Consider the following 21,007-nt stretch of genomic DNA (forward strand, 5'->3'; position numbering starts at 1 on the left):
GCATGGCGAGAACGGCGGCTGGCCGACGGCCGGCGCCGGCGGATCAGGCGCAAAATCAGTCGCGAGCAGGCTGGCTTGACAGGCCCAGGCTCAGGTCGGCGATCGGCTTGACCGGCTCGTTGTGTTCACGGCAACCGCCGAGCAGCAGGCAGCTCGCGGTCAGCGCTGCGGCGAGAATTCGGCGTGGCAACATGATGGACTCCCTCCCGATGGTGGAAGCCCATCATACGCCGGCCGCGTCAGCCAGGGCGCGCGTTCGGCATGGCCGGCTGGACAGGGTCGATCAGAAGCTGTACGACACGCTGGCGCGCAGCACCGGGAAGAACTTGTAGTCCGACAGTTCTTCGGCCAGGCGCGCTTCTTCGCGCGCGACGTCGGTCGCGAGCACGGTGCAGGTCACGCGCGAGCTGGTGCAGCCGCGGCTGACCAGGTTCACGTGCGCCTTGCCCTGGTAGAAGGCGCCGAGGTCGGCGCTGAACTGCCAGCGCTTGCTCGGCGTGAGGGCATTGCCCCAGCCGATGCCGATGTAGGGCGCGGCCTTCTGGAAATCGACGTCCGCGTCCAGCGCGCCGACGTCGGCCGCCGTGTAGCCGCGGCCATTGATCAGGTATTGGCCGTTGGCATTCGGACGGCCGCGGCCCTTGATCTCGTTGCCGTTGTAGAGAACGCCGCCGGTCAGGCGGAATGGGCTGTCGGCGATCACGTACCAGTCGAACAGCACGTCGAAGGTCTGCAGCTTGCCCTTGGCGTCGTAGTCGATGCCGCCGGTGCGCTTGTCGAAATCGTGCTGGAAGTAATTGATGCCGAAGCGACCGTTGAGATTGCTCTCCATCGGCACGACCAGGTGCAGGCCGGCGCCGGTGGTGCCCAGCGTGGCGGTGACGGCGGCGCCGATCTCGGCGTGGGCGGTGGCGGCGGCCAGCGTGGCGGCCAGCATGACGACGATGCGTTTCAGTACCATCTGTAAAACCTTTTGATCGGAAAGGCGAGATTGTAGCGGGCAGGGGCGGGGGAGGGCATGTCTGAAAATTGTAACGAGAGGTAGAAAGCAACAGTCTGCTCGCCCGGCCATGCACCGGCTCCATGCCGCCCGGCCCCGGTTTCGTCGGCCCAGTCCCGGCTCCGTCGCATAATGCTGTCTTGCAAGGAATGGATAGCCTATGGTGGGCCCATTCCCAACCCTTGAGAGCACATCATGTTTGCAAGCCTGTTCCACGTTTTCCGCCTGTTGCTGGCCTGGCTGGCGGTCTATCTCGCCCTGTGCATCACCCTCAACGAGACCTGGCTGGAGCGGGTCGACGTCGACCTCGGCCCGATCGGTCCCTTGCTCGGCTTCGGCGTGTGCGCCTGGGTGCTGCTGGAAGTGTTCTCGCACATGCGCCGGGTGCGCCTGGTCATTGGCCACCTGGACGCCAGCACGCTGTCGAACCGCCAGCGGCGCCAGATCGAGATTCCGCTCGAAGCGGGCGAGGCCTTCGACATGATCGATGCGGCGATCCGCGAACTGCCGGGCGCCACCGTCGTCGACAGCGCGCGCGACAGCCTGCAGGTGCGGGCCAAGGTCGCGCGCATCGACCCCTACGGCAAGGAGGCTTCCCAGCTGTGGGGCCTGGACATCTTTGCGAACCGGCGCAACCAGATCCTGGCGACGGTCACGCCCAACGGCGACGTGGCCGGCAGCGTCACCCTCATCTGCGAGCCCGAGGCGCCGGCCTGGCTCGACTGGTTCCTGGTCGACCACGGCACCAACCTCGAGAACGCCGAGGCCGTGGTGCGCGCCATCGCGCGCCGCATCGCCGAGCGGCGCCGCGTGGAAGCGAATCAGGTGCGCGAAAGCGTGACCGAGAAGGAGCTCACGGTGGCGCGCCTGAACCTGCTGCACGCCCAGGTCGAGCCGCACTTCCTGTACAACACGCTGGCCAGCGCCCAGGTGCTCACCCGCAGCGACCCGGCGCGCGCCGACGCCATGCTGGGCAACCTGATCCAGTACCTGCGCCATTCCCTGCCGCGCACCGAGGATGCGCCGTCGACCCTGGGCGAGGAGCTGGAGCGATCGCGCGCCTACCTCGACATCCTGGCCATTCGCATGGGGCCGCGCCTGTCGCTGCAGGTCGACGTGCCGGACGAGCTGCAGCGGCTGGTGTTCCCGCCGATGATGCTGCAGACCCTGGTCGAGAACGCGATCAAGCACGGGCTGGAGCCCAAGCCCGGCGGCGGCACGGTGTGGATCCTGGCGCGGGCGGTGGGCGGCGAACAGGCGCAGGCGGTGGCCGTGACCGTGGCCGACGACGGCCGCGGCTTTTCGAGCGAAGGCGCCGGCACCGGCGTCGGCCTGCGCAACGTGCGCGAGCGCCTGCGCCTGGCCTACGGCAATGGCGCCAGTTTCGCCATCGTCGCCAACTTCCCGAGCGGGGTGGCGGCGACCATCACGGTGCCGCTGGCGCTGCAGGGAAGCGGAGGCCGCCATGCCGCCTGATGCCGTCAAATGCGTGGTCGCCGAAGACGAAGCGCTGCTGCGCGACGAACTGGTCAAATTGCTGCTCGAAGCCTGGCCCGGGCTGGAGATCGTGGCCGTGTGCGAGGACGGCGGCAGCGCGCTGGAAGCGATCGAGACCCACCGGCCCCAGGTCGCCTTCCTCGACATCCGCATGCCGGGGCTGTCCGGCCTGGAAGTCGCGTCGAACCTGCTGGCGGCGGGCCTGCGCACCGAGGTCGTGTTCGTGACCGCCTACGACCAGTATGCGCTCGACGCCTTCGATCGCGGCGCGGTCGACTACCTGCTCAAGCCGGTGGCGCGCGAGCGCCTGAACGCGACCGTGGCGCGGGTGCGCGAGCGCCTGGCGCGCGGCGGGGTCGACGCCACCCAATTGGCCGAGCTGCTGGCGCGCCTGCAGCTGGTTTCTCCGCCGGCGCCGCGCGCGCAGCCCCTGGTCTGGCTGACGGCCAGCCGCGGCGCCGAGACGCGCCTGATCCTGGTCGACGACGTGGTGTATTTCCAGTCCGACGCCAAGTACACGGTGGTGATGACGCGTGACGGCGAATCGCTGCTGCGTAAACCCATCCGCGACCTGCTCGAGGTGCTCGACCCGACCATGTTCAAGCAGGTGCACCGCTCGACCATCGTCAACCTGCGCGCGGTAGCCGGCGTGGCGCGCGACGAAAGCGGGCGCGGCACGATCCGGCTCAGGAACCGGCCCGAGACGCTGACTGTCAGTCAGTCCTTCATGGGGCTCTTCCGTAATATGTAGTCAACTATATTGACAAGCGCTACGTTATTCACGCCGCCATAGTAAAATCGACATTGTCCGAGGATCCGGCGCCGTTGCCGGACAGGGCATTGTGAAGGAGGCAACTTGCATAGCGATATCGTGATCGTGGGTGGAGGCGCCGGCGGACTCGAGCTGGCCTGCAAACTGGGCCGCAAACTGGGCCCATCCAAGGTGACGCTGGTCGACAGCCGCCTTTATCATATCTGGAAGCCGTCGCTGCACGAAGTCGCGGCCGGCACCCTGGACATCCACCAGGAAGGACTGTCGTACGCCATGCTGGCCCACGACAATGGATTCAATTTCGTGCTCGGCCCGATGACGGGGCTCGACGCCGCCGGCCAGGCGATCGAGATCGGCGCGGTGCGCGCCGCCAGCGACAATGAAGAAGTGCTGCCGGTGCGGCGCCTGGGCTATGGCTCGCTGGTGATGGCGATCGGCAGCACCTCGAATTATTTCGGCGTGCCGGGCGCCGAGGAGCATTCGATCTCGCTGAACGCGACCGAGGACGCCGAGCGCTTCCGCCTGCGCATGCTGCGCCTGATGCTGGCCGTCGAGCAGCAGCGCGAAGAAGGCAAGGAAACCGGCCTGGACGTGGTCATCATCGGCGGCGGCGCCACCGGCGTCGAGCTGGCCGCCGAGCTGCGCGAAGCGTCGGGCGCCTATGCGCGCTATGGCTTTGCGCGCATGGACGTCAAGCGCGACGTGCGCATTACCATCCTGGAGGGCGCGCCGCGCATCCTGGCGCCGCTGCCCGAGCGGGTCTCGACCGCGGCGCACGACCTGCTCGGCAAGCGCGGCATCAATGTGGTGGCCGACTGCCGCGTCACCGCGATCGAGGCCGACAAGGTCATCGACGGCAAGGGCAACGTCTACCCGGCCGACCTGTGCGTGTGGGCCGCCGGCATCCGCGCGCCCGAACTGCTGGCCGGCCTGGGCCTGCCGACCGCGCGCGGCGGCGGGCTCGACGTCGACGCCCACCTGCGCGTCAAGGGCGTGCCGAATATCTGGGCGCTGGGCGACTGCGCCGTCTGCATCGACGGCAACGGCGCGCCGGTCCCGCCGCGCGCCCAGGCCGCGCACCAGCAGGCCGACTACCTGGTGACGGCCTTCCTGCGCATGGACAAGGGCCAGGCGCCGCAAGACACGCCGTACGAGTACCGCGACTATGGTTCGCTGGTCTCGGTCGGGCAGAGCACCAGCGTCGGCAGCCTGATGGGTTCGCTGCGCGGGGCCAGCTGGTTCGTGCAGGGCGCGCTGGCGCGCACGATGTACGCCAGCCTGCACCTGATGCACCACCGGGCGGTGATGGGCATCACCCGCACCGCGCTGCTGGCGGTGGCGCGCTTCCTGATCCGGCGCAGCACGCCGCTGGTCAAGCTGCACTGAGCGTACCAGTACCAACGACAACGGCGGCCGATGGCCGCCGTTGTCGTTTTTCGCGTTGTCGTTTTCCGCGTTGTCGTTTTTAGTTCGCCTGCGCGTCAGGCCGCCAGCTCGCGCGGCAAGGTCATCTGTAATATCGCGCCGCCGCTCTCGCCGCGCGCCAGGGTCAGGTTGCCGCCCAGGTAGCGCGCGCGTTCGCGCAGCAGGCGCAGGCCGTGGCAGCCCTTCGACGATTTTTCCAGCGCATCCGCGCTCGGCCCCACGCCATCGTCGCGCACGGTGAGCATGGCCATGTCGCCGTCGTCGTCCAGGATCACGTCCACGCGCGTGGCCTGGGCGTGGGCGGCGGCGTTGCGCAGGCCTTCCTCGGCGCAGCGCAGCAGCAGCACGCCGTGTTCGCGCGACCAGGCGCCGTCGTCGTCGGGCAGGCTGGCGCGCGCCTTCAGGCCGCGTTCGGCGCCGAAGGCGGGCACCAGCTCGGCCAGCGCGGCGCGCAGGCCCAGGAACTCGAGCTTGTCGTTCCATAGCTCGAGCTGCATCTTGCGGTTGGTTTCGATGATGCCGGCCAGCAGCGTTTTCATCTGGGCGGCGCGGTCGCGCGCCTTGCTGTCGGCCGGCAGGTTCTGGGTCAGCAGGGCCAGGTGCATGGTCAGGGCCGTCATCGACGAGCCCAGGCTGTCGTGCAGCTGGCGCGCCAGCTGGCGGCGTTCCTGGTCCCAGCAGTTGGCCAGCCAGGCCAGCATCTCGGTGAGTTCAGCGGTGCGCGCCGCGACCTGGCGCTCGAGTTCCGGGTCGGGGGGCGATGGTGCCGGTGCGGTCATCGTAGGCTCTGTTAAATGTTTCCCAAATCATACAACAGTTGGCAATTCGGCGGCGCGCGCCCCGCATGGCAAGTCATCCCGGCGTTGTTCCTGCACAGCGTGCGCTCCCGTACAGTCTGCGCGGCGCGCACGGCGCATGCTGGAAACGTGGTCAACGAGCCACTCACACCATACAGAATACGGGGGTATTACCATGAGCAAGAACGACAAGCCACAAGACGCCATCGAACTCCTGATCAGCCAGCACGACGAAGTCAAGGCGCTGTTCAAGCAATTCGACGAACTGGGCGAGCGCGCCACCACCAGCAAGAAGAAGCTGGCGAACGAAATCTGCGAGCAGCTGATCATGCACACGCAGATCGAGGAAGAGATTTTCTATCCGGCGCTGCGCTCGGTGTCGAAGGAAATGGAAGACATGCTGGACGAAGCCGTGGTCGAACACGCCTCGGCCAAGGACCTGATCTCGCAGATCCAGGAGATGGAGCCGGGCGACGACCTGTACGACGCCAAGGTCACGGTGCTGGGCGAATACATCGAACACCACGTCGACGAGGAAGAAGAGGACATGTTCCCGAAAGTGCGCAAGCTCAAGCTCGACCTGGACGCCCTGGGGGCCGAGATGGCGGCGCGCCGCGACGAGCTGCTCGCCACGGCCTGACCGCGCCGCCGCTGCCGCAACTGCCGCGGCGTCAGGCGGCGGTGGTGCCGGCCGGGGCTGGGGCCGTCACCGGCGCCAGCGCTTCCAGCAGGCGCTCGATCTGCACCGGCTTGACCAGGTGCTGGTCGAAGCCGGCTTCCATCACGCGCCGCTGGTCGTCCGGCAGGCCGTAGCCGGTCACGGCGATCAGGCGGATCGCGCGCGTGGCGGCGTCGGCGCGCAGGCGCCGCGCCACCTCGTAGCCGTCGATGCCAGGTAGGCCGATGTCGACCAGCGCGGCGTCCGGCCGGCAGGCATGCGCCTGGCTCACGCCCTGCAGGCCGTCGGCGGCCTGGAACACCGGGTAGCCGAAGGCGGCCAGCATGGTCGCCATCATCTCGCGCCCGTCTTCATTGTCTTCGATCAGCAGCACCGAGGGCTTGCCCGCTTCCAGCGGCGCCAGCGCCGGTGCGCTCCGTTCGGCCGGCTCGGCCTGGCTGGCGTAGGGAAGACGGATCGTGAAGCTGGAGCCGAGTCCGGCGCCGGGGCTGTCGGCGGCCACGCTGCCGCCGTGCAGCTCGACCAGGCGCCGCACCAGCGACAGGCCGATCCCCAGGCCGCCCTGCGAGCGGTCGATCGAGATCGCGCCCTGCACGAACACGTCGAACACCTGCGGCAGCAGTTCGGGCGGGATGCCGACGCCCGAGTCGCGCACGCTGAGCACGACCTCGTCGCCGGCGCGCGCCAGGGCGATGTCGATGGCGCCGCCGCTGGGCGTGTATTTGAGCGCATTGTCCAGCAGGTTCGACACGATTTGTTCGAGACGGGTCGGATCGCCATCGACCCAGCCCGGCGCCAGGTCGACCGCGATGCGGTAGCCCGCCGTGCGGCCGGTGGCGCGGAAGGTCTCCAGGCAACTGGCCACCAGCGTCGACAGGTCGGTGGCCTGGCGCGCCAGCAGGATCTTGCCCGACATCGCGCGCGACAGGTCGAGCAGGTCGTCGACGATGCGCGACAGGTGCTGGCTCTGGCGCTGGATGATGGAGCGGGCGCGCAGCACCGTGTCGGGCGCGGCGCCGGGCAGGCCGATCAGGCTCGAGGCGCTGGTGATCGCCGACAGCGGATTGCGCAGCTCGTGGCCCAGCATGGCCAGGAACTCGTCCTTGGCATGGCTCTTTCTCTCGGCCGCGCGCCGCTCTTCCATCTCGCGCACCAGGCGCCGGTTGGTGGCGGTGAGTTCCGACGCGTGCTGCGACAGCTTCTCGGCCTGGCGCTTGAGTTCCTCGTTCTTCATGGCCAGGGTGACGAATACCGACACCTTGGCGTGCAGGATCTGCGGAATCACCGGGGTGAACAGGAAATCGGCGGCGCCGCGCTGGTATGCCTTGAGGCGGTCGATCTCGTCGGCCAGGAAGGCGGTGACGAAGATGATCGGGATGTCGGCCGAGCGCGGACGCTGGTGGATCGCCTCGGCGGTCTCGAAGCCGTCCATGCCGGGCATGTTCACGTCGAGCAGGATCACGGCGAAATCGTGCAGCAGCACCTGGCGCAGCGCTTCCTGGCCGGAGCGGGCCGACAGCACGCTGTAGTTGCCCTCGTCGGCGCGCCCGTCGAGCAGGCTGGTCAGCGCCAGCAGGCTGGCGGGGTCGTCGTTGACCACCAGGATCTTGGGTTTATCGCTGTTCGCCACGATGGATTCCGTCAACATTGCCGTGCTTGCCCGACCAAATGGAGTCTAAACTTGTATTACGCCTGAGTAAATACCTTGCAAAACAAGCCATCATATCATGTGACATAAGTGCCACTAGGCAAATAAATCAATCGTGCGGCAGGTGAGGGTGTTCGCTGCCGCACATACGTCGGTACAGCGCTATGCCATAGTGGAATCGAACCGGTTCGCTGGCGGACGGGGCGCCTATACGAAAGGACATAATATGAATATCGACACCATTGTAAATGAGCAATTTCACGGTAAAACCTTCCGCGAGCTGGCCGATGCGCCGCTATCCGCGCTGCGCGGCATCGGCGAGCAGCAGGCGTCTGCGCTGGCCGACACGCTGGGCGTGAAGACGATCGGCGACCTGGCCAACCTGGAAGTCATCCGCTATGCGATCGCCATCAAGGCGCTGTCCGGCTGCGAAGGCCTGTCCAACAAGGAAAAGGCCGAGGAAACGCTGCTCGACGACGCGGTCGAGATGACCTTCCCGGCCAGCGACCCGATCTCGGTCGACGCCGGCATCACCCGCATCGAGGTGGCGCCGGACATGGTCGACGCGGGCCACGACCACCAGCACGCGCAGTCGATCGAAGAAAAGAGCAAGATTCGCGAGTGCCCGGTGGAAGAGAAGCGCTGAGATTTTCTTCACGGCGGGAGACGACAGGCCATGCGGCGCAAGCCGCATGGCCTGTTGCTTTATGGATTCGCCAAGGGTCATCGTGCGCGCTTTCCCAAATGAGGCGGGCCCGGCGTCCCAATCAGATGGAAGGCCGGACCCGTCGTGCAAACGAAAGAAGCAGCGCCCGCTTCAGCGGTGGTGGGTCGCCAGCTCGACCGGCGGGCTGGCCGGGGCGCTGGCCTGGCTCGGCGCCGCCGAGGTCTTGGCCGCCGCCTGGCGGTTCGCCGCCGGCGAGCAGAAACGGTTCTTGCCGGCGCGCTTGGCTTCGTACAGCGCGTAGTCGGCGATATTGATCAGCGCATCGACCGACTCGGCATCGTCCGGATAGATGCTGATGCCGATCGAGGTCGACAGCCGCAGCGTGAGATCGTTGATGAAGAAGGGCTCGGACAGCGCCTCGACCAGTTTCGAGGCCGGTCCCTGGGCGTCGGCCAGGCTGTGGATGTCGCCCAGCACGACCATGAATTCGTCGCCGCCGAGGCGCGCCACGGTGTCTTCCTTGCGCGAGCTCGACAGCAGGCGCTGGGACACCATCTTGAGGATCTCGTCGCCGTAGGCATGGCCGTAGGTGTCGTTGATCGCCTTGAAGCCATCCAGGTCGAGGTACATGACGGCCGCCTTGGCATGGCTGCGGTTGGCGTGCTGCAGCGCGGTCTCGATGCGGTCTTCGAGCAGGCGCCGGTTGGGCAGGCCGGTGAGGGCGTCGTGCAGGGCCAGTTCCTGTTGCGCCTTGGAGTATTGCGCCAATTCCTTGTACAGCAGCCGCACCTCGAGCATGTTGTGGATGCGCTTGTGCACTTCGAGCAGGTCGAAGGGCTTGCTGATGAAATCGCGGGCGCCGGCTTCGAGCGCGGCGATCTTGAAGCTCGGCTGGGCAGTCAGGGCCAGCACCGGCAGGTAACCGCCTTGCTCGATCTCCTTGAGCCCCTTCATCACCTGGAAGCCATTCAGGCCCGGCATCTGCAGGTCGAGCAGGATCAGGTCGTAGTTGTGCTCGCGGTGGAGCGGGCAGACCTGTTCCGGCAGCATGGTCGAGCTGACGCAAGCGTAGCCTTCTTCGCGCAATATCTCTTCCATCAGTTCGATATTGTCGGGCGAATCGTCCACTACCAGGATTTTCGCGTTCAAAATGTCTTGTCTGCTCGGCATGCTTTTCTCTTCTCTCGTATGGAGCGGATTCCCTTCTGGGTGGAATCGGGCTTGAACCCATCACTACTTAGTCTAGCAAACAGCTCAAAATTTCTTGTAGGACAGCGCCGCGTGCGTGGGTAGGAACATGAACGATCGGTGGACAACGGCTGCTCCTCATTGCCCCACTTTCATTGGCCATCCATCAGTGGCCAACGCTCAACGGCTGACCACGCGTCTTCCTCCATTGACCAGCGGCGCCGCGGGCGGCGCCATCACCATGCCGATCGCGGCCATCAGCTCGGTCTGCTCGACCGGTTTCGAGACATGGGCCGAAAAACCCGCCTCCAGCGCCTTGAGGCGGTCTTCGGAGCGGGCGAAGGCGGTCAGGGCGATGGCCGGCACCAGCCCGCCGGCGTCGCGCGGCAGCGCACGCACCCAGGACAGCAGTTCCAAGCCGTCGACCTCGGGCATGCCGAGGTCGCTGATCAGGAGGTCGGGCGGCGCGGCGCGCAGCAGCTCGAACGCTTCGCGCGCGCTGGCGGCCAGGCGCACGCTGGCCTGGCAATCGGCCAGGATGCGGGCGATCAGCTCGCGCGCATCGCGGTCGTCGTCGACCACCAGCACCGAGGTGCCGCGCAGGTCGCGCACCGCGGCCTCGGCCGCCTGTGCGTCGGCCTCCACGGCAGACGACGTCGCCGGCGGCGGCGCCGGCTGGCGCGGCGCGGCGCGGGCGGCATCGGCGCTGGCGGCGGGAGCGGCCTTGGCCAGCGGCAGCTCGATGGTGAAGCTGGCGCCCTGGCCGACCCCGGCGCTCTCCGCGCGCACCGTGCCGCCGTGTTGCTCGACCAGGTGCTTGACGATCGACAGGCCCAGGCCGAGGCCGCCGTGGCTGCGCGTCATCGAGGCGTCGGCCTGGCGGAAGCGCTCGAACACGTGGGTGATGAATTCGGGGCCGATGCCGGCGCCGTTGTCGCGGATCGTGATCGCCACCTGTTCGTCGCGCTGGCCGACCTCGATCGTGACCAGGCCGTCGCGCGGCGTGAACTTGATCGCGTTCGACAGCAGGTTCCAGATCACCTGCTGCAGCCGGCTCGGGTCGCCCGCCACCGCCGGCGTCTCGCTGCCGTAATGGCGCTCGATGCGGATGCCCTTGGCGTCGGCCGCCGGGCGCACGGTTTCGATGGCGGCGTCGATGAAGGCGGCCGGGGCCACGGTCTGCATGTCGAGCAGCACCTTGCCCGAGGTGATGCGGCTCATGTCGAGCAGGTCTTCGATCAGCTGGGCCTGGGCGCGCGCATTGCGCTCGATGGTCGACAGGCCGCGCTGCAGGTCGGCGCCGTCGCGGCTGCCGCGGCGCAGCACCTGCGACCAGCCGAGAATGGCCGACAAGGGCGTCCTCAGCTCGTGCGACAGGGTGGCCAGGAATTCGTCCTTCATCTGGCTGGTGCGCTCGGCCTCGGCGCGCGCCTCGCGCTCGTTCTCGAGCAGCACCTTGCGCTCTTCGGCGGCGCGGCTGGCGGCCTCCACCAGGCGGATATTGTCGACCGCGATCGCGGCCTGGGCCGCGATGCCGCTGACGATGCGCTCGCTGCGTTCGGTAAACACGCCGGGCTCGGGATGGCCGAAGAACATCGTGCCCAGCAGCTCGCCCGAGCGCGCCGTGACCGGCACCGACAGGTAGCTGCGCACCGGCGGATGGCCGGCGGGCAGGCCGAACTGCGGCGCCTTGGCGGCGTACTGTGGTGCGTTGCCGATGTCGCCCAGGTCGCCGATCCGCACCATGCCGTCGGCGCGCAAGCCCGGACCGAACAGCGCGCTGGCGCCCGGTTCGGCGAAGTCCTGGAACTCGGCCGAAGTGGCGCCCGACAGCGTGTACAGCGAGAACAGCGTGCCCGCGCCCTGTTCGCCATAGTGGAAGAAGGCGCCGAAACGGGCCCCGCAGACGCCGGCGGCGGCGTCGGTGGCGGCCTGCATCAGCGAGCGCAGGTCGCGCGTCGAAGCGAGGATGGCGCCGGTGCTGTTGAGCAGTTCGAGCACGTGCGATTCTTCGCGCAGCGCCTGCTCGGCGCGTTTGACCTGGTCGACATCGGTATTGGTGCCGAACCAGCGCACCACGCGGCCGTCGCGGTCGTGGACGGCCTCGACCCGGGTGAGGAACCAGCGGAAGTTGCCGTCGGCGCCGCGGATCGGGAATTCCATCTCGAACGGCGCGCCGGTGCGCACCGATTCGTCCCAATGCTCGAGCACGGCCGGCAGCACCGCCGGATCGTACACCGCTTTCCAGCCCCAGCCGGTGGATTCGCTCGGCGTGATGCCGGTGTATTCGTACCAGCGCTGGTTGAACCAGACGATGGCGCCGCTGGGGTCGGCCATCCAGGCCAGCTGCGGGATGGTGTTGGCCAGCGCCCGCAGTTCTTCTTCGCTCTGGCGCAGGTGGTCGTCGGCTTCGCGCCGGGCGCTGATGTCCTGGGCCATGCCGGTCATGCCCAGCACGGCGCCGCCCTGGGCCGCGCTGGCATGGTCGGGGCGGCCGACCAGGGCCACGCAGCGCGCGGCGGCCTGGTTCTCCAGGGCGCCGCCGGCGTGGCCGTCGAGCGGCAGCAGGCGGCATTCGAGGTCGAGGTCATTGCCTTGCGAAAAAGCCGCGAGCACCGCGCGCCGTACCCGCGGCCGGTCTTCCTGGACCAGGCGCGCGCGCAGCAGCGGCCACGCGAGCGCCACGCCCGCGGGCAGGCCGAGGATCTCGGCCGCGCGCGCGCCAAAGGTGACGCGGTCGCTGGCCGCGTCCCAGCGCCAGTCGCCCAGGCGGCCGGCCGCGATCGCGAGCTGCAGCCGGTTGTTGTTGTCGATCAGCGCTTGCTGGTCGAGCTTGCGCGCCGTGATGTCCTGGAAGTACAGGGTCAGGCCGTCGGGCGAGGGGTACACCCGCATGTCGAGCCAGCATTGCAGGCGGCGGTAGAAAAATTCCTTGTTGACGGTGATGCGCTGCTCCATCGCGCGCCGGCAGTCGGCGGCGACCGAGGTGCCGTGCAGGTCTTCGAACTCATCCCACAGCCGGCGCCCGACCAGGCTGTCGCGGCTCTTGTTGAGCGGCGCCACCATCTGCAGCGCGCGGCCGTTGATATACGTGATGTTCCAGTCGCGGTCGACCGCGCAAAAGCCGTCGGTGAGGCTTTCGAGCATGTTTTCCATGCGCTCGTTGGCGCGCTGCAGCTCTTGCCGGGTGGCTGCCAGGTCTTGCTCGGACACGTGGCAGGGAGTGCTGCTGCTGGATAGGTCGGAGGGAGTGTTCATGCCGGGGGTGCGGAACGCCCGAGACCGGGCAGGATGTGTTTCATTGTAGACCAGACAAGCGGGTCCGACACACACGCTTGATGCGCGCCTGGCGCCGGTCCGCGTTTCAAACGCGCTTCACGGCGTTTCCGTGCAGCGCTCCTTGCGGCGCTGTTCAGCCGGACTTGCCCGCCTGGCGCGCGACCTTCGACAGGGCGTCCTGCAACTGGTCGATCTCGTAGGGCTTCTGCAGCGACTGGTAAGGGAAGGACAGGTGGCGCAGCAGGGTGTCGCCGTAGCCGGAGGCAAAGATCACGCGCAGCGACGGATCGTCCGCGATCGCGCGGGTGGCGAGGTCGACGCCCGACATGCCGGGCAGGCTGACGTCGGAGAACAGCACGTCGTAGCGCTGGCGCGCGAGCAGGGCCAGGGCGTCGTCGGGATGGGCCACGCCGTCGGCCTCGTGGCCGAAGGCCTTGAGCATCTCGCACACCAGGTACTGCGAATCGACGTTGTCCTCGACCACCAGGATGCGCATGGCGCCGCCGCCGGCGTCTTCCTGCGCCGGCGCCTCGGTGGCCGGGGCCAGCACCACCTGCACGCCGCGCACCGCGCCGGTCTCGTCGCGCAGCGGGGTCAGGCGCAGGTCGAAGCGCGACTCCTGGCTGCCGTCGAGACGGCGGAAGGTGAGCGGGGCGTCCTGCACCACGCCGGCTTCGCCGCGCCAGGCTGCGTCCAGCGCCTTGCCGGCCGCCGCCAGCGGGGGCGGCAGCACCGGCGGCACCGAACCGCCGGGAACCCGGCCGTAGCCGGGGCCGGCCAGCAGCGCATACGCCTCGTTGAACACCGTGATCGTCTCGGTGCCCCAGACCAGCAGGGTGGGGAGCGGCGCGTTGAGCAGCAGGTCGCTGGCAAGCCGCAGCGGCAGGGGCCAGCGGGCGGCGTCGCCCAGCGCGGTCGCCGACCAGTCGTAGGATGCGGTGCTCCGGGCGGAGGTGTCGAGGTCGGGCATGGGCAAGCTAGTTGTAAAAACGAAAATATGGCCGGCATCGTACACCAAAAGCCTATCGTTTGCTTCAACAAGCGTGCGCGGCGGCGTAGTTGCGATTTGTAACTAACCAACTTATGAGCCGATTGCGCGGATGGTGAGGCCGCTATCGCGGCCTTGCAGCAGGCAAAAAAAAACCCGCTTCGTTAGAAGCGGGCTGAATCTATTTCCTAGGAGGAGAATAGAGGAGACAGGTGAATGATGCTGCATTGCGTCAAATCAGTCCAATTTATATTTCCAATACCAGTCATAGCCTCAATAAATATCCTGGGCGGATTGTCAAGTGCGCACTGTAGCGTGTGCGCACTTGGTGGGTGCGAGAAAATGTTCTACGATGGCAACTATGTCATCTTCTTCGTTGCTCGCTCGCACCGGTATCGCGCTGCTGTCCTGCGCCTGCGCCTGCGCGGCGCAGGCACATGCACGGCCAGTCGATCCGCCGGGCCAGGCCGTGGCGCTCGTCGACTATTCCCTTGAACAGCTTTCCGATATCGTGGTGACCTCGGTCTCGCGCCAGGACGAAGCGTTGGGGCGCGCGCCGGCCTCGGTCTACGTGATCCAGGGCGCCGAGATCGCCCGCTCCGGCGCCACCACCTTGCCCGAGGCGCTGCGCCTGGCGCCGAACCTGCAGGTGGCGCGCATCGGCGCCGGGTCGTATGCGATCAGCGCGCGCGGCTTCGTCTCGCCGCTGGCCAACAAGCTGCTGGTGATGGTCGATGGCCGCAGCGTGTATTCGCCGCTGTTTTCCGGCGTGTTCTGGGAAATGCAGGACGTGGCGCTGGAAGACGTGGACCGCATCGAGGTGGTCAGCGGCGCCGGCGGCACCGCCTGGGGCACGAATGCCGTCAACGGCGTCATCAACATCATTACCCGCAGCGCCGCCGAGACCCATGGCGGCCTGGCGACGGCGCATGCCGGCGCCGGCGAAAAGGGCGCCAGCGTGCGCTATGGCGGGCAGCTCGCCGGCGGCGCGCACTGGCGCGCCTATGCGCGCGGCATGGATGTCGAGGGGCTGGCGTTCGATGGGGGCGGGCCGGGCGCCGGCGGCATGCGGCGCCAGCAGGCGGGCTTTCGTCTCGACCGGGAAGCCGAGGCCCTTGATCTGACCTTCAGCGGCGACGTCCACGACGGCCGCCAGCGCGCCGGCGCCGACCAGGCGCGCACCGAGACCTCGGGCGCCAACCTGCTGGGGCGGGTCGAGCATCGGCTGGACGAGAACCAGAGCGTGCGCCTGCAGGCCTGGATCGACCATGCGCGGCGCGACCAGCAGGGCGTCGGCGCACAGCGCCTGGACACGGTCGACGTCGAGGCCCAGCACCTGCTGCGCCTGGATGGCCACAGCCTGGCCTGGGGCGGCGGCTATCGCTACAGCCGCGACCGGATCGACAACGGTCCCTTGCTGCGCTTCACGCCGGCGCGGCGCAGCCTGCGCTGGTCGCACCTGTTCGTCCAGGATGAATTCAAGCTGGCGCGCGACTTGCGCGCCAGCGCCGGCGTGCGCATCGAACACAATGTGTATACCGGCAGCGAGGTGCTGCCCAGCCTGCGCCTGGCATGGGACGTCGATGCGCGCTCGATGCTGTGGACGGCACTGTCGCGCACGGTGCGCGCGCCGTCGCGCCTCGACCGCGATTTCTACGTCGTCGACCCGCTCGACCCGAACGCCTATCTGGTCGGGGGTGGGGCGGACGTGGTGGCGGAAACGGCGCGCGTGGCCGAGCTGGGCTACCGTGCCCAGCCCACCCCCGCGCTGTCGTGGTCGGCCACCGTCTTCTATACGGATTTCGAGCGCCTGCGCACGCTGGAACGGGCGTCGGTGGGCGCCATTCCGCCGGCTGCCTACGTCCTGCAAAGCCTGGGCAAGGGCGCGCTGCGCGGCGTCGAGCTGTGGGCCAACTGGCAGGCCGCGCGCGGCTGGCGCCTGCATGCGGGAGCGGTGGTCCAGGACGTGGACGTCGGGCGCGAGCCTGCCAGTCGCGACAGTACCGGCCTGAGTTTTCTTGCTGGCAACGATCTGCGCATGACCTGGACCGTGCGCAGCGCGCACGACCTGGGGCCGCACCTGCGCGCCGATCTGGCGCTTCGTTACGTAGCGAGCATGCCGCAGGCGGCCCTGCCAAGCTATCATGAGCTCGACGCACGGTTGGCGTGGCAGGTGCGCCCCGATCTCGAGATCGCCCTTGTCGGGCGTAACCTGCTGCACCGACGCCACGCCGAATACGGCGCGGCCGGCAGCCGCCAGCTGATCGAGCGATCGGTGTTCGCCAGCGCGGCGCTGCGTTTTTGACTGGCCAATGGATTCCATGACAATCACTCAACCTGAAAGCCCGCAGCGCCGCCTGGCATGCCGGGCCCTGGCGCTGCCCCTGCTGCTGGCCGGCGTCGGCGCGCCCCTGCTGCCGCTGGCCGCGCAGGCCGCGGCGCCGGCGCTCGAGCGGCGCGTGAAGGCGGCTTTCCTGTATAAATTCCTCGGTTACGCCGAATTTCCGCCGCAGGCTTTCTCCGACGCCGCCACGCCCCTCACCCTGGGCGTGTTCGGCGCCGACGACATGGCGGCCGAGCTGACGCGGATCGCCACCGGGCGCATGGTGGCGGGACGCACGATCGCCGTGCGCGTGCTGCGCGAGCAAGACCTGGCCCAGCCGGTGCACCTGCTGTTCGTGGCCGGCCAGGACGGGGCGCGCACGGCGCGCCTGCTGCGCGCCTCGCCGGCCTGGCTGACCGTGAGCGAATGCGAGGGCTGCCTGCAGCACGGCAGCGTGATCAATTTTACGATCGTCGATGAGCGCGTCCGTTTCGACGTCTCGCTCGATGCGGCGGAAAAGAAGAATGTGAAGCTCAGTTCGCGCCTGCTGACGGTCGCGAACCGCGTGCAGAAAGGAGCCTCCTGATGCCGATGCACGATACCGGCTCCGTCCGGAGCAAACTGATCCTGATGGCGGTGGCGACCACCGTGGTGGCCCTGCTCAGCGCGGGCGTGGCGATGCTGCTGCTCGACCTGCGCACCTTCCAGCGCTACTGGATCGATGACCTGACCACCCAGGCCGACATCGTCGCCAGCGTGACCGCGCCCGCGGTCTCGTTCAACGATACGGCCGACGTCACCCAGAGCCTGACCCTGCTGCGCGTGCGCCCGCAGATCGTGGCGGCCGCGGTCTACACGGCCAACGGCACCCGCTTCGCCACCTATGTGCGGCCCGACGTGCGCGCCCAGTTGCCGGAGCGGCCCGAGCCGGCCGGCTACCGCATCGAACGCGGCGAAGTCGTGCTGTACCGCGACATCGTCGAGAACGGCGAGCGGATCGGCACCGTCTACCTGCGTTCGCGCTACGGCGTGCTGGACCGGGCCCTGAGCTATGGCGCCATCCTCGGCGGCGTGCTGCTGGGCGCGCTGGTGATCGCGGCCCTGGTGGCTTCGCGCCTGCAGGCCTCGATCACGCGTCCGCTGGAGGCCGTGACCGACGTCGCGCGCCAGGTGATGCTGCGCCGCGACTTCTCGCTGCGCGTGCCGGGCAAGGAGAAAGGCGAGATCGGCGTGCTGGTCGAGGCCTTCAACGACATGCTGGCCGAGATCGGGCGCCGTTCGGACGCGCTGCAGGCGGCCAACCGCACGCTCGAACACGAGATGGAAGTGCGCCAGCGCGCCGAAGGCGCCCTGATCGTGGCCGACCGCCGCAAGGACGAATTCCTGGCCACCCTGGCGCACGAGCTGCGCAACCCGCTGGCCCCGATCCGCACCGGCCTCGACATCCTGCGCATCCGCAGCGGCGACGCCCAGGCCACCCAGCGCGCCACCGACATCATGGAACGCCAGCTGCGCCAGATGGTGCGCCTGGTGGACGACCTGCTGGACGTCTCGCGCATCAACACCGGCAAGTTCACCATCAAGATGGGCCGTGTCGAACTGAAGGCCGTCGTCAACGACGCGCTGGAAGTGGTGCGTTCGTATATCGAGCTGCACGGGCACGAGCTGGTGCTGGAGTTGCCGGACCGTCCGGTGTTCCTGCACGGCGACGCCACGCGCCTGGCCCAGATCCTGTCGAACCTGCTGAACAACGCCGCCAAGTACACCAACCGCGGCGGCAAGGTAATGCTCAAGGGCGCGGTGGAAGACAAGACCCTGGTGCTCGAAGTGGCCGACACCGGCATCGGCCTGGCGCCGGACATGCTCGATTCGGTGTTCGAGATGTTCGTGCAGGTCGATTCGACCCTGGAGCGCAGCAATGCCGGCCTGGGCGTGGGCCTGTCGCTGGCGCGCAAGCTGGTCGAGCTGCACGGCGGCACCATCACCGCCCACAGCGAAGGCCTGGGCCTGGGCAGCCGCTTCCTGGTGCGCCTGCCGATCGTGGTCGAGCCCGAGCCGCCGACCAAGCCGACCCCGGCCGCCTTCATCAGCACCGAGAGCTACCGCATCCTGCTGGCCGACGACAACGTCGACTTCGTCAACAGCATCGGCGCCTTGCTCACCGCGATGGGCCACAGCGTGGTGATCACCCACAACGGCCCGGACGCGCTGGCCGCGGCGGCGCGTTTCTGTCCTGACTACGCCTTCCTCGACATCGGCCTGCCGCACATGTCGGGCTACGACCTGGCGCGCGGCATCCGCAAGCTGCCGACTGGCGCCCTGACGGTGCTGATCGCGGTGACCGGCTGGGGCCAGGAAAAAGACCGCCAGCTGGCCTTCGAGGCCGGCTTCGACCACCACATGGTCAAGCCGGTGCGCTTCGAGCAGATCGAGGAAATCCTGGGCACGCGCAGCGTCGTCAAGAAGTTGCGCACATAAAAAAACGGAAGCGTGTGCAACGCTTCCGTTCGTGCTGCTGCAGATCGGCAGGGCGTCAGCCCTGCTTCGCCCGGCGGCGGTGGGCCAGGAAACCCAGCACGCCCAGGCCGCCCAGCATCATCCCGTAGGTGCCCGGCTCGGGTACCGGCGCCAGCGCCACCGCGCCGCCGAAGCTGGCGCCGTCGGCCGACAACAGTTCGCCGCTCACCTGCAGGTAATAGTCGCCGGCCCCCAGGTTGTCACTGGCGAGGGTCCACAGGTCGACGGCGCCGGCCTGCACTTCTTCGCCCGCACTGATGAGGACGTCATCGGCGCCGTACAGGGCCAGGCCGGTGATGTCCAGGCCGACGTCGCCGCTGCGGCTGCTCGAGGCGACCACGGCGTCGAGATTGTGGCCGATCGTGCTCGCGATCGTGAAGGTGAACTGGTCGGCGAAGGTGTTGCCCTGGTTGTCGGCGGCGAAGGTGTCGCCGAAGTAGGCGGTCAGATCGACCAGGTCCAGGGCTTGCGGCGAGTCTCCGATGACGTCCTGCGCCATCACGGCGGAAGAACCGAACGACGACGCGCCAGCCAGCACCATTGCAGCAATGAGAGATCGTTTCATGTCTTTCCTCGCAAAAGGTCAGCCGCGAAATCTGCCGCGACATCAGCCGCAACCCGCAGCCATGGTTTCAAGAAGGGGAACTTCATGCTAACAAAAGAGCAAAGAAAAGCATCCCCCTGCGCTATGTGGCTTATGGAACAGGAAATGTGTGCTCGAGGCTAACTATTTTCTGGGGAGATAGCTATCGGATAACGTGTCATAGGAGAGCGTCGCTATCTGGCGTTGTAGAGCAGAAAATCACGTGGGTTTGCTCAACCTATGTAGGGCAGGTCTTACAAGAACTGCGGTGATGATCCGGCGCAGAGGCCGTTGACACCCGACGCAGGGTCCTGAACAGGGCGAAAGGGATGAGCGACAATGGCGCGTGTGAACTTATGCTCAAACGACTGAGCGCGCGAGAATGAAATGCAGGCAGAAAAGAAAAATGGCTCAGAATTTCTTCTGAGCCATTCTCTTTGAAACAGTTGGTGCGGCTGGCAGGAATCGAACCCACGACCCCTTGGTTCGTAGCCAAGTACTCTATCCAGCTGAGCTACAGCCGCCCGAGGCACGCATTATAACGGCAATCAGCCAGAACGCCAAGCAAGGATTCTGCATTGCAGAAACCGTGTTCAGCAAAGAAAAATGGCTCAGAATCTCTTCTGAGCCATTTTCTGTGAAACGGTTGGTGCGGCTGGCAGGAATCGAACCCACGACCCCTTGGTTCGTAGCCAAGTACTCTATCCAGCTGAGCTACAGCCGCCCGGGGCACGCATTATAGCGGCATGTGGCTAGTTCGCCAAGCGGCTGTTGGCGCCGGGCAAGCCGGGCGCTGTGCGCCGGATCGGCCGGCGCCAGGCCTTGCTTGCCTGTCAGCATGTGAATACACTGGCAGGCACGGTTCGATCATGCGCCATGCGCGCAGTCTGGAGCTATTCACATGCGACTCGTCTTTACCAAGGGCGCCGGGAAGTTCGACCGGATGACCATCGTGCGCCCGGGGCGCCCGCCAGAGCAGGTCGACTGCCCAAAGCAAGGAATCATTCCGCACGATATGGTGCATTACGCCGTGGAGCATACCTTGGCCGTGCGCGGATTTCTCGCCAGGGTGGGCGAGGGAGAGGCGGCCAGCTTCGGGATGCAGGGCGAGCCATGCAGCGACGCGGTCGAGCGTCTGGTGGAAGTCTTCCAGGGCGACCAGTGGTCCGGCGGCGATGCCCCCGCAACGGATCTCATCGACCTGTACCGGGTCACATGCCATGCGAGATCGTGCCCCATGCTCGATATCGACGCGGCGGCCATCGATGCGGTGCGCTGCGCGCTCGCCGAGCTGACTGCAAGGTGGGCGGCGGTGCCGGTCGGTGGTCATCTCGAGGTCGGCTTCGCGCAGGCGTTTGGCGAGCCGGAAAGAAAAATGGCTCAGAATTTCTTCTGAGCCATTCTCTTTGAAACAGTTGGTGCGGCTGGCAGGAATCGAACCCACGACCCCTTGGTTCGTAGCCAAGTACTCTATCCAGCTGAGCTACAGCCGCCCGAGGCACGCATTATAGCGATGCTTGTTCGTCTTGGCAAAGGGTTATCGGGAAATTGTTAGCGCAAAGTAGTAATGTCCCCTCTCCGCTAAGTAGAAATGTCCCCTAGGATGCCCTGAAGGGGGACGGGACAGTGCTCAAGATGACAGCC

17 protein-coding genes and 3 tRNA genes are annotated in these 21,007 nt (G+C 67.3%); 9 read left to right on the plus strand and 11 right to left on the minus strand.

Annotated features, from left to right (window positions below):
* Positions 1-55: 55 nt before the first annotated feature.
* Together ABIB42_RS12350 and ABIB42_RS12355 are read right to left on the minus strand one after the other, a co-directional pair.
* Complete coding sequence (locus tag ABIB42_RS12350; protein ID WP_005669937.1) at positions 56-193, minus strand: hypothetical protein; 138 nt, start codon at positions 191-193, stop codon at positions 56-58.
* 90 nt (positions 194-283) lie between these two features.
* On the minus strand, positions 284-961 hold the full coding sequence (locus tag ABIB42_RS12355) for a hypothetical protein (protein WP_219863726.1): 678 nt from the start codon (positions 959-961) through the stop codon (positions 284-286).
* A gap of 234 nt (positions 962-1,195) precedes the next feature.
* Here ABIB42_RS12355 and ABIB42_RS12360 point away from each other — a divergent pair, with 234 nt between their 5' ends.
* From ABIB42_RS12360 to ABIB42_RS12370, 3 genes are all read left to right on the plus strand, one after another.
* Positions 1,196-2,476, plus strand: a complete 1,281-nt coding sequence (locus ABIB42_RS12360; RefSeq protein ID WP_005669940.1) for a sensor histidine kinase — start codon at positions 1,196-1,198, stop codon at positions 2,474-2,476.
* Positions 2,466-3,248: a LytR/AlgR family response regulator transcription factor gene (locus ABIB42_RS12365; RefSeq protein ID WP_071363182.1), complete on the plus strand. Its 783-nt coding sequence runs from the start codon at positions 2,466-2,468 to the stop codon at positions 3,246-3,248. The genes ABIB42_RS12360 and ABIB42_RS12365 overlap by 11 nt, the downstream gene beginning before the upstream one ends.
* A 105-nt stretch (positions 3,249-3,353) precedes the next feature.
* Positions 3,354-4,655 (plus strand): NAD(P)/FAD-dependent oxidoreductase, encoded by a 1,302-nt coding sequence (locus tag ABIB42_RS12370; protein ID WP_219863728.1) that lies wholly within the window; start codon positions 3,354-3,356, stop codon positions 4,653-4,655.
* A 95-nt stretch (positions 4,656-4,750) separates the two neighbouring features.
* Here ABIB42_RS12370 and ABIB42_RS12375 read toward each other — a convergent pair whose 3' ends face one another.
* Positions 4,751-5,473, minus strand: a complete 723-nt coding sequence (locus tag ABIB42_RS12375; RefSeq protein WP_005669945.1) for a sensor histidine kinase — start codon at positions 5,471-5,473, stop codon at positions 4,751-4,753.
* Between the two features lie 193 nt (positions 5,474-5,666).
* Here ABIB42_RS12375 and ABIB42_RS12380 point away from each other — a divergent pair, with 193 nt between their 5' ends.
* Positions 5,667-6,131 (plus strand): hemerythrin domain-containing protein, encoded by a 465-nt coding sequence (locus tag ABIB42_RS12380; protein WP_005669947.1) that lies wholly within the window; start codon positions 5,667-5,669, stop codon positions 6,129-6,131.
* A 31-nt stretch (positions 6,132-6,162) separates the two neighbouring features.
* On the opposite strand, the gene ABIB42_RS12385 is transcribed toward ABIB42_RS12380, so the two are convergent.
* The gene (locus ABIB42_RS12385; protein WP_229520401.1) at positions 6,163-7,800 is read right to left on the minus strand and encodes an ATP-binding response regulator; all 1,638 of its coding nucleotides are present in this window, start codon (positions 7,798-7,800) and stop codon (positions 6,163-6,165) included.
* Between the two features lie 244 nt (positions 7,801-8,044).
* On the opposite strand from ABIB42_RS12385, the gene ABIB42_RS12390 reads away from it, so the two are divergent.
* Positions 8,045-8,464, plus strand: coding sequence for a hypothetical protein (locus ABIB42_RS12390; RefSeq protein ID WP_005669950.1), 420 nt, complete (start codon positions 8,045-8,047; stop codon positions 8,462-8,464).
* A gap of 171 nt (positions 8,465-8,635) precedes the next feature.
* Here the strand turns inward: ABIB42_RS12390 and ABIB42_RS12395 are convergent, their stop codons facing one another.
* From ABIB42_RS12395 to ABIB42_RS12405, 3 genes are all read right to left on the minus strand, one after another.
* The gene (locus ABIB42_RS12395) at positions 8,636-9,655 is read right to left on the minus strand and encodes a GGDEF domain-containing response regulator (protein ID WP_005669952.1); all 1,020 of its coding nucleotides are present in this window, start codon (positions 9,653-9,655) and stop codon (positions 8,636-8,638) included.
* 198 nt (positions 9,656-9,853) lie between these two features.
* Positions 9,854-12,931, minus strand: coding sequence for an ATP-binding protein (locus ABIB42_RS12400; RefSeq protein ID WP_083415513.1), 3,078 nt, complete (start codon positions 12,929-12,931; stop codon positions 9,854-9,856).
* A gap of 154 nt (positions 12,932-13,085) precedes the next feature.
* A complete protein-coding gene (locus ABIB42_RS12405; RefSeq protein WP_273029592.1) occupies positions 13,086-13,922 on the minus strand; it encodes a response regulator in 837 nt (278 codons plus the stop codon).
* 379 nt (positions 13,923-14,301) lie between these two features.
* Here ABIB42_RS12405 and ABIB42_RS12410 point away from each other — a divergent pair, with 379 nt between their 5' ends.
* From ABIB42_RS12410 to ABIB42_RS12420, 3 genes are read left to right on the plus strand one after another with little or no spacing between them, the layout of a single operon-like run.
* Positions 14,302-16,245, plus strand: a complete 1,944-nt coding sequence (locus ABIB42_RS12410; protein WP_429248410.1) for a TonB-dependent receptor plug domain-containing protein — start codon at positions 14,302-14,304, stop codon at positions 16,243-16,245.
* A gap of 16 nt (positions 16,246-16,261) precedes the next feature.
* Positions 16,262-16,849, plus strand: a complete 588-nt coding sequence (locus ABIB42_RS12415; RefSeq protein WP_429248411.1) for a YfiR family protein — start codon at positions 16,262-16,264, stop codon at positions 16,847-16,849.
* Positions 16,849-18,741, plus strand: a complete 1,893-nt coding sequence (locus tag ABIB42_RS12420) for a hybrid sensor histidine kinase/response regulator (protein WP_071363179.1) — start codon at positions 16,849-16,851, stop codon at positions 18,739-18,741. The genes ABIB42_RS12415 and ABIB42_RS12420 overlap by 1 nt, the downstream gene beginning before the upstream one ends.
* A 55-nt stretch (positions 18,742-18,796) precedes the next feature.
* On the opposite strand, the gene ABIB42_RS12425 is transcribed toward ABIB42_RS12420, so the two are convergent.
* The 3 genes from ABIB42_RS12425 to ABIB42_RS12435 form a co-directional block, all read right to left on the minus strand.
* Positions 18,797-19,345: an FxDxF family PEP-CTERM protein gene (locus tag ABIB42_RS12425; protein ID WP_184237750.1), complete on the minus strand. Its 549-nt coding sequence runs from the start codon at positions 19,343-19,345 to the stop codon at positions 18,797-18,799.
* 465 nt (positions 19,346-19,810) lie between these two features.
* Positions 19,811-19,887 (minus strand) — tRNA-Arg (locus ABIB42_RS12430).
* Between the two features lie 123 nt (positions 19,888-20,010).
* Positions 20,011-20,087: transfer RNA gene (locus tag ABIB42_RS12435), tRNA-Arg, on the minus strand.
* Between the two features lie 177 nt (positions 20,088-20,264).
* Between ABIB42_RS12435 and ABIB42_RS12440 the strand changes: the two genes are divergently transcribed.
* A complete protein-coding gene (locus ABIB42_RS12440; RefSeq protein WP_005669968.1) occupies positions 20,265-20,759 on the plus strand; it encodes a hypothetical protein in 495 nt (164 codons plus the stop codon).
* 20 nt (positions 20,760-20,779) lie between these two features.
* Here ABIB42_RS12440 and ABIB42_RS12445 read toward each other — a convergent pair.
* Positions 20,780-20,856, minus strand: a tRNA-Arg gene (locus ABIB42_RS12445).
* Positions 20,857-21,007: the final 151 nt, after the last annotated feature.

It is taken from the genome of Massilia sp. UYP32 (assembly GCF_050434365.1).
In the GTDB taxonomy this organism is placed as follows: domain Bacteria; phylum Pseudomonadota; class Gammaproteobacteria; order Burkholderiales; family Burkholderiaceae_D; genus Telluria; species Telluria timonae.